The sequence below is a fragment of the Vibrio sp. 10N.247.311.51 genome, assembly GCF_041467855.1.
GTDB classification, from domain to species: domain Bacteria; phylum Pseudomonadota; class Gammaproteobacteria; order Enterobacterales; family Vibrionaceae; genus Vibrio; species Vibrio coralliirubri.
This window is the reverse complement of the sequence record NZ_JBFSVK010000044.1, coordinates 22832-29158: the sequence shown is the minus strand read 5'-3', so window position 1 is coordinate 29158 and position 6327 is coordinate 22832. Positions and strand designations below refer to the sequence as shown.

Genomic DNA, 6327 nt, shown 5'->3' with positions numbered 1-6327 from the left:
AGGCATGACAGAATCGGTTGGTACTTATCCCGTCATGTTCCCTCAGTAATGACAATCTAATGGCTTTTACTATCCATTTGTGTAGCGATGATAATATTGAGTTGCAGGATAGAGGGGCTTGATTCTTTGGGAATATGTAATCAGTTAAGCTGCTTCAATAGATTAAACTTAACTGATTACAATAGGTTAGTTGTACACTAATCTGAACCTCTTACCGCTTTGTAAATCATCGCGCCAATTACAGCACCAATAATCGGTGCAACCCAGAATAGCCACAATTGCGAAACGGCCCAATCACCGACAAATACAGCCACGCCGGTACTTCGAGCAGGGTTCACAGAAGTATTGGTTACGGGGATACTGATAAGGTGAATCAAGGTCAAACAGAGACCAATTGCAATGGGTGCAAACCCAGCAGGCGCTTTTGAATCAGTCGCGCCCATTATCACGAATAGGAACACCATGGTCATGACCACTTCACAGACAAGTGCTGCTGTGAGCGAGTAGCCGCCCGGTGAGTGTTCACCGTAACCATTTGAAGCAAAGCCAGATGCGGCAGCGTCGAAACCTGCTTGGCCTGAAGCAATCACAAATAACACTCCACCCGCGATAATACCGCCAATGACCTGGGCAATAATGTAAGGTGCGACGTCTTTGGCATCAAAGCGACCACCGCTCCACAATCCAATAGTAACAGCAGGGTTGAGGTGACAGCCGGATATATGGCCAATAGCAAAAGCCATGGTGAGTACGGTTAAACCAAACGCGAGGGAAACCCCTAGTAAGCCGATACCTACATCGGGAAAAGCAGCGGCTAAGACGGCACTACCACAACCCCCTAACACCAACCAAAATGTACCGAACATTTCTGCGATATACCTATTCATAACGATCCTTATTAATCTGTACCAGTATCAACAAGATAGTTTAGATTTCGCAGAATTGTGAAATCTTGGGCATATAGGAGGAAGAAAAGGTCAGCTAATCTTAGGTAATAGCTTCTAATTCGATCAGGTTATCAAGGGCTTCTTGGTCGGTTTTACCACAAATGATAGGGCAAGCTTTGAATTGGTGACATACCTTCGGGCGTGAAGGTTGACCAAATAATTTGCAGAGATCTTGCTCATTTAATTGGATGCAGCGTACGCCAGCAGGCTTACCATTAGGCATTCCAGGAATAGCAGATGTAATACTTGGAGCGATACAACATGCTCCACAACCTAGGCGACATTCCATCAAATTAAACTCACTAAATAACAGGGTGCGCGATAGTAGCAAAAAATGATGAGAGTGACAGCTGTTGATTGAATCAAAGAATGAACAATTATTATCCTTGAACTTTTTATGGGCTAGCGGTATAACACGCACCCCAGTAAAAGAGTAAGAAGTAATCCTATGACGAATCCATTTTGGCAAGAAAAGACACTAGAGCAAATGACCGAGAATGAGTGGGAATCACTTTGTGACGGTTGTGGTAAGTGCTGCCTGCATAAACTAATGGATGAAGATAGCGATGAAGTTTACTACACCAACGTGGCGTGCAGCTGGTTAAACGACAAAACATGCTCGTGTAAAGACTACCCGAACCGCTTCACTTCAGGTGAAGAGTGTTTGAAGCTGACTCGTGACAAGATCGATGAATTTCACTGGCTACCAGACACTTGTGCTTACCGTCTTCTATCAGAATCTAAGCCGATCCCTGAATGGCACCCGTTGATCACTGGATCAAAAACAGAGATGCATGCAGCAGGTGAAAGCGTTCGTAACAAAGTAGTTTACGAAATTGATGTGGTGGATTGGGAAGATCATATTTTGAATCACCCGAACCGCTAAGTATTATAAAAACAGCCGCTCTTTAGCGGCTGTTTTGTTATTTGGCGTCGCCTAAAATTAAAAACTAACTTAACTTAAAGGCTTAAAACAAAAAACGCCCCGGAGGGCGCTAAAGTTAAACGAGCAAAAAAGATTCAGGCTAGTTTACTTGTTGCTTAATGTACTCACCCAGTTCTGAGTGGTGCATGATTTTCGAAACTGGCAGTATCTTTTCAGCAGGACCCCAAGCAAACACGTTCACTGGTGTGTGAGTGTGTGTACCTGTACCCCAAACGGTGTTTTGACCGGTTGCTTGTTCTCGAGCAAGTAGGTTGCCACGGTCGTTATATGGGAAGAAAGCATCGAAATCGTTGATAGCAGGCACTTCTTCTGCCGATAAGTATTTGTGCTGAGCCAATCGGTATGGGTTCGGTTTACTGGCTAATACGTTTTTCGCTTGTTCCGTTGTGATAGGGAACTCACTGTTTTTGTTGACGATCTCAGCCAGCTTTTCAGGTGTTTGCAGCGCTTTATCCAGCTTCTGAAATTCGCTGATCATGCCGTAGTAGCTTTGCTTCTGATTGTATAGACCATCAAGAATATCGAATGCGCCAAAGTTAAAGTTAGGTGCATAGTCGCGATCGGCGAAGGCTTCGCCAGAACGTTTCTGTGGTTTTGGTAGGTCGTTAGAAGAGTAGCTGAAACCGAAAGAGCCTGTTTCGTGGTCTGCGGTCACAATCACGATCGTGTCTTCACGATCTTTTACCCATTCGTACACCGTTTGTATCGCTTCATCAAACTTGAGCAGTTCATGCAGCATGGTGCCTGCATCGTTACTGTGTCCCGCCCAGTCGATTTGGCCACCTTCGACCATTAGGAAAAAGCCATCTTCATCTTTAGATAGGATGTTTAGCGCTTTTTGTGTCATCTCTTTCAGGCTTGGCTGAGTTCGTTCGCCACTCTTTTTCTTGTTGCTGTAAGCGATGCCATCATCCATACCTGAGTAGGCGAATAGACCAAGTAGTTTATCGCCCTTAGCGTCGTCTAGCATGTTGCGATTAAACGCCAGTTGGTAGCCGTCTGTCTCTGCTTCAGTCAGCAGGTTACGGTCGTCTTTGCGCTTCGATTTGAGATAAACATCACCTTGAGTCAGTTTTTCAAGTTGCTTATAGGTTTCCCCTTTGTCGTTGGTCGATTTAGGGATCCAATGACGCAGTCCTCCAGAGAGCATCACATCAGCGCCCGTTGCTAACATATCAGATGCAATTTGATTCTCTAAAGAACGGTGAGGTTGGTGAGCGGCGAAAGAAGCAGGGGTCGCGTGAGTTAAGCGTGTGTCTGAAACTAAGCCGGTCGCTTTGCCTGCTTTTTTCGCTTTCTCAAGCACTGTCTCAACATGGTTACCCTGGGAATCGATACCGATCACTTCTGAACCGCTGTAGATACCCGTTGCAAGCATGGTCGCAGAGCAAGCTGAATCCACTACGATTGCGTCTTCCGGATGCGTTAGGGATGAACCAATAACCCCTTCTTGAGCAAGTTGATAAATGGCCGTTTTGTTCCCTTTATAGATGGAATTTGGCGCTTGATTTGCGTAGGTTTCCAATAAGCCAACTTGCTGAGGTCCCATGCCGTCGCCGATCATCAGAATGACATTCTTGATTTCTGCTGAAAGTACGTTGAATGAGAGTGTAGAGGTTACCACTGCGGTAACAATTGGTTTCATAAAGTGCTTCATTAGTTATCCCTTTTTATATAAGCGGGATGATTAGAACACCTATTTGTGTCAAAGTCGTTTCATATTTGTTTCATCAATATAAAATTGAGCAATAACTCAAGCTTTTAGAAAAGCATAAAAAAAGGCTCACATTTCTGTGAGCCTTTGTCGTATTTAGGAGGGTCCAAATCAATGGACTGTGTCATGGCTAATGTCAAGCAAGCGGTAAGTCTGCAACCACCTGGTTGAACGTGATACGAGCATTCTGAGCTTGCTCAGATAACTCGATCTTTTTCGCTTGTGCGGCACTAAGATTACTCTCGGCCTGCTCAAGTGCTTGTTGTAGGTTCTCTGGTAACTCGTGAGTTTCCATTTGTGAACCTTGTTCTAACACATAAGCGCGAATTTCTTTCTTCACTGCGGCAAGTTCTGTGTAAGCAACACGCTCAAGTTCTGCAGCTTCTTGTGCTGCATCTCTTTCTTTCTCAAATTGAGCCAGCGCCATACCTTCAGCAGACCAAGGGTCCATGTCTGGCAGCTCTTCGATGTTGATCGTTGGCTCGATGTACGCATCTTGATGGCGTAGGTCGAGGTTAGTCGCACGAACTGCTGAAATCATCAACATGACAGAGATAGCAAGCAGCGGTAAGCCACCAACAATCGCAGCCGTTTGTAGCGTACTTAGGCCGCCCAAGAACATCAGAATCGTTGGCAAGAATGACAGAGTGAATGCCCAGAACATACGGTTCCAGCGCAATGGCTCTTCGGTCACGTTGTTTTGTACAACAGACGCCAGGATGTATGAGATAGAGTCAAATGTTGTTGCCGTAAAAATGATACACAGCATTGTAAATACAGCGATAACCAGCGTGCTCATTGGCAATTGTGCAAGCATCGAGAAGATAGCTTTGGTTGCGCCTTCCGCATTCAAAATCGCAACGACATCCAGCTCACCAGAAAGCTGCAGTGATAGGCCGTAGTTACCTAAGATCATGAAGAATAGGAAACAACCTAGAGAACCAAAGAAGATCGAACCTGACACCATTTGTTTGATGGTTCTGCCGCGAGAGATACGCGCAACAAACAGACCCATACTCGGTGCAAATACTAGCCACCATGCCCAGTAGAAAATCGTCCAGTCTTGTGGGAAGTGAGTGTTTTCGAATGTACCGTAGCCACCAAATGGTTCAGCCCACGTTGCCATCACGAAGAAGTTAGACAGTAGGCGACCAATTGAGTCTAAACCTGTTTCTAACATGAAGATTGTTGGACCCGCGATCAGAACGAAAGCCAACAGACCCATTGCACCCCAGAAGTTGATGTTACTTAGGATCTTGATGCCTTTTTCCAATCCAGCATAAGATGAGTAAGCAAAAATCGCAGTACAGACTAAAAGCACCATCACTTGCGTTAGGTTATTTTTAGGTAGACCAAATAGGTGATTCAGACCTTCAGTGATTAGAGGTGCAGCTAAACCTAGCGTTGTTGCAGCGCCGCCTAATAGGCCGAAAATGAAAAGGATATCGACGATTTTTCCAGGTACGCCTTTACTGCGGTGTTCACCAAGAACAGGCATTAACGCACTAGAGATCTTTAGAACTGGCTGTTTACGTACATAGAAGAAGTAAGCGATAGGAATCGCAGGGATCAGGTAGATAGACCACGCGATTGGTCCCCAGTGGAACAAACCGTAAGTTGCCGCCCAACGAACCGCTTCTTCACTGCCAGGTTCTAGTTGGAAAGGCGGTGATTGGTAGTAGTAAGCCCACTCAATACAGCCCCAGTACAAGATACTTGCACCGATACCGCCACAAAATAACATTGCAGCCCATGATGCTGTTTTGAATTCAGGCTCTTCATCGGCTTCGCCCAGTTTAATTTGTCCCATATCACTGAACACAACGTAAACCATAAATGCACAAGCCGCGAGGCCTAGAGCAAGATATAGAAATCCAAGTTGGTCAGTCATGAATGTTTTCGCAACCGCAATCCAGTCTGCGCCCTGTGTTGGGAACAAAATGAGCGGGAAAACTATCGTGAGTAGGAGTGCAATAGCACCAAAGAAGGTAGGCTTGTCAATAAGCTCAAAAGTGTTTTTCACGAGTATTATTCCATTAAAATGAGAGCGGAATTATGGAATGAACTCGTTTTTTAGACCAAATCGGGTCTGTTGTCGTGACGACAAATCGCTTTAATGCAGAGAGGAAAGTGCAGTAACTGGGGATAAAGTTAGATTAAAGCGAGTAGGATGCCACCAACGGTTGCCGCTGCGGATAAGTATTGCCCTGCTGAATAAGAACCATCGTCCTCTTCTTCAATCTTATCTGGGTGATCCATACCTAGAGCGCCATGAGCAAATGACTCAACCTTATCGGTAACGGTCGCGTTTTCAGCTTCGACCTTCTTGGCTTCTTTATCGATTTCTTTAAGTGCAGATAATAGGGCTTTGCCTTCATCAGAAAGCTTAACAGTATTTTGCTCAACCTTAAGAGGTGCAGGCTTTTCAGCTTCAGTGCTTTTAGCTTGTGCATTCATTTGCGAAGGTGAATACAGCTGAGTATTACTCGTTCCTACTGGCGTCATATCGCTCTCCTTACCTATCCTTAAATATAGTATCGGCAGAGGTGTGAAAAACTTGTGCAATTAATCATCGATAGTGATGTTTTTTATTCGCACATTACATTTTCATCTGCTTGGTTAAATCGTCTATTTACTAAGCAAGTCTTGTGCCGATAAGAATGTTTGATTTAGATAGAGTTAGGATGAATGACGGGAACGTGATCAAGTTGTGACGATGG

General features: G+C 44.8%; 6 protein-coding genes. 1 reads left to right on the top strand and 5 read right to left on the bottom strand.

The genetic code is table 11. From position 1 onward, the window contains the following. Positions 1 to 197: 197 nt before the first annotated feature. Together aqpZ and AB6E85_RS24605 are read right to left on the bottom strand one after the other, a co-directional pair. Positions 198 to 887, bottom strand: coding sequence for an aquaporin Z (aqpZ, locus tag AB6E85_RS24610; RefSeq protein WP_048610468.1), 690 nt, complete (start codon positions 885 to 887; stop codon positions 198 to 200). Between the two features lie 100 nt (positions 888 to 987). Then, on the bottom strand, positions 988 to 1236 hold the full coding sequence (locus tag AB6E85_RS24605; protein WP_004734153.1) for a YkgJ family cysteine cluster protein: 249 nt from the start codon (positions 1234 to 1236) through the stop codon (positions 988 to 990). A 159-nt stretch (positions 1237 to 1395) separates the two neighbouring features. On the opposite strand from AB6E85_RS24605, the gene AB6E85_RS24600 reads away from it, so the two are divergent. After that, the gene (locus AB6E85_RS24600) at positions 1396 to 1833 is read left to right on the top strand and encodes a YcgN family cysteine cluster protein (RefSeq protein ID WP_017059388.1); all 438 of its coding nucleotides are present in this window, start codon (positions 1396 to 1398) and stop codon (positions 1831 to 1833) included. Positions 1834 to 1972: 139 nt separating this feature from the next. Here AB6E85_RS24600 and AB6E85_RS24595 read toward each other — a convergent pair whose 3' ends face one another. The 3 genes from AB6E85_RS24595 to AB6E85_RS24585 all read right to left on the bottom strand — a co-directional run bounded on the left by AB6E85_RS24595 (position 1973) and on the right by AB6E85_RS24585 (position 6112). Next, positions 1973 to 3550: an alkaline phosphatase gene (locus AB6E85_RS24595; protein WP_372144592.1), complete on the bottom strand. Its 1578-nt coding sequence runs from the start codon at positions 3548 to 3550 to the stop codon at positions 1973 to 1975. 193 nt (positions 3551 to 3743) lie between these two features. Next, entirely contained in the window at positions 3744 to 5630 is a 1887-nt protein-coding gene (locus tag AB6E85_RS24590) for a BCCT family transporter (protein WP_048611518.1), read from the bottom strand. Positions 5631 to 5758: 128 nt separating this feature from the next. Beyond that, the gene (locus AB6E85_RS24585; RefSeq protein WP_048611520.1) at positions 5759 to 6112 is read right to left on the bottom strand and encodes a hypothetical protein; all 354 of its coding nucleotides are present in this window, start codon (positions 6110 to 6112) and stop codon (positions 5759 to 5761) included. Positions 6113 to 6327: the final 215 nt, after the last annotated feature.

What these genes read in the sequence shown, in the direction of transcription:
- aqpZ (WP_048610468.1), bottom strand. Translation starts at nt 887, where the DNA reads ATGAATAGGTATATCGCAGAAATGTTCGGTACATTTTGGTTGGTGTTA.
- AB6E85_RS24605 (WP_004734153.1), bottom strand. Translation starts at nt 1,236, where the DNA reads ATGGAATGTCGCCTAGGTTGTGGAGCATGTTGTATCGCTCCAAGTATT.
- AB6E85_RS24600 (WP_017059388.1), top strand. Translation starts at nt 1,396, where the DNA reads ATGACGAATCCATTTTGGCAAGAAAAGACACTAGAGCAAATGACCGAG.
- AB6E85_RS24595 (WP_372144592.1), bottom strand. Translation starts at nt 3,550, where the DNA reads ATGAAGCACTTTATGAAACCAATTGTTACCGCAGTGGTAACCTCTACA.
- AB6E85_RS24585 (WP_048611520.1), bottom strand. Translation starts at nt 6,112, where the DNA reads ATGACGCCAGTAGGAACGAGTAATACTCAGCTGTATTCACCTTCGCAA.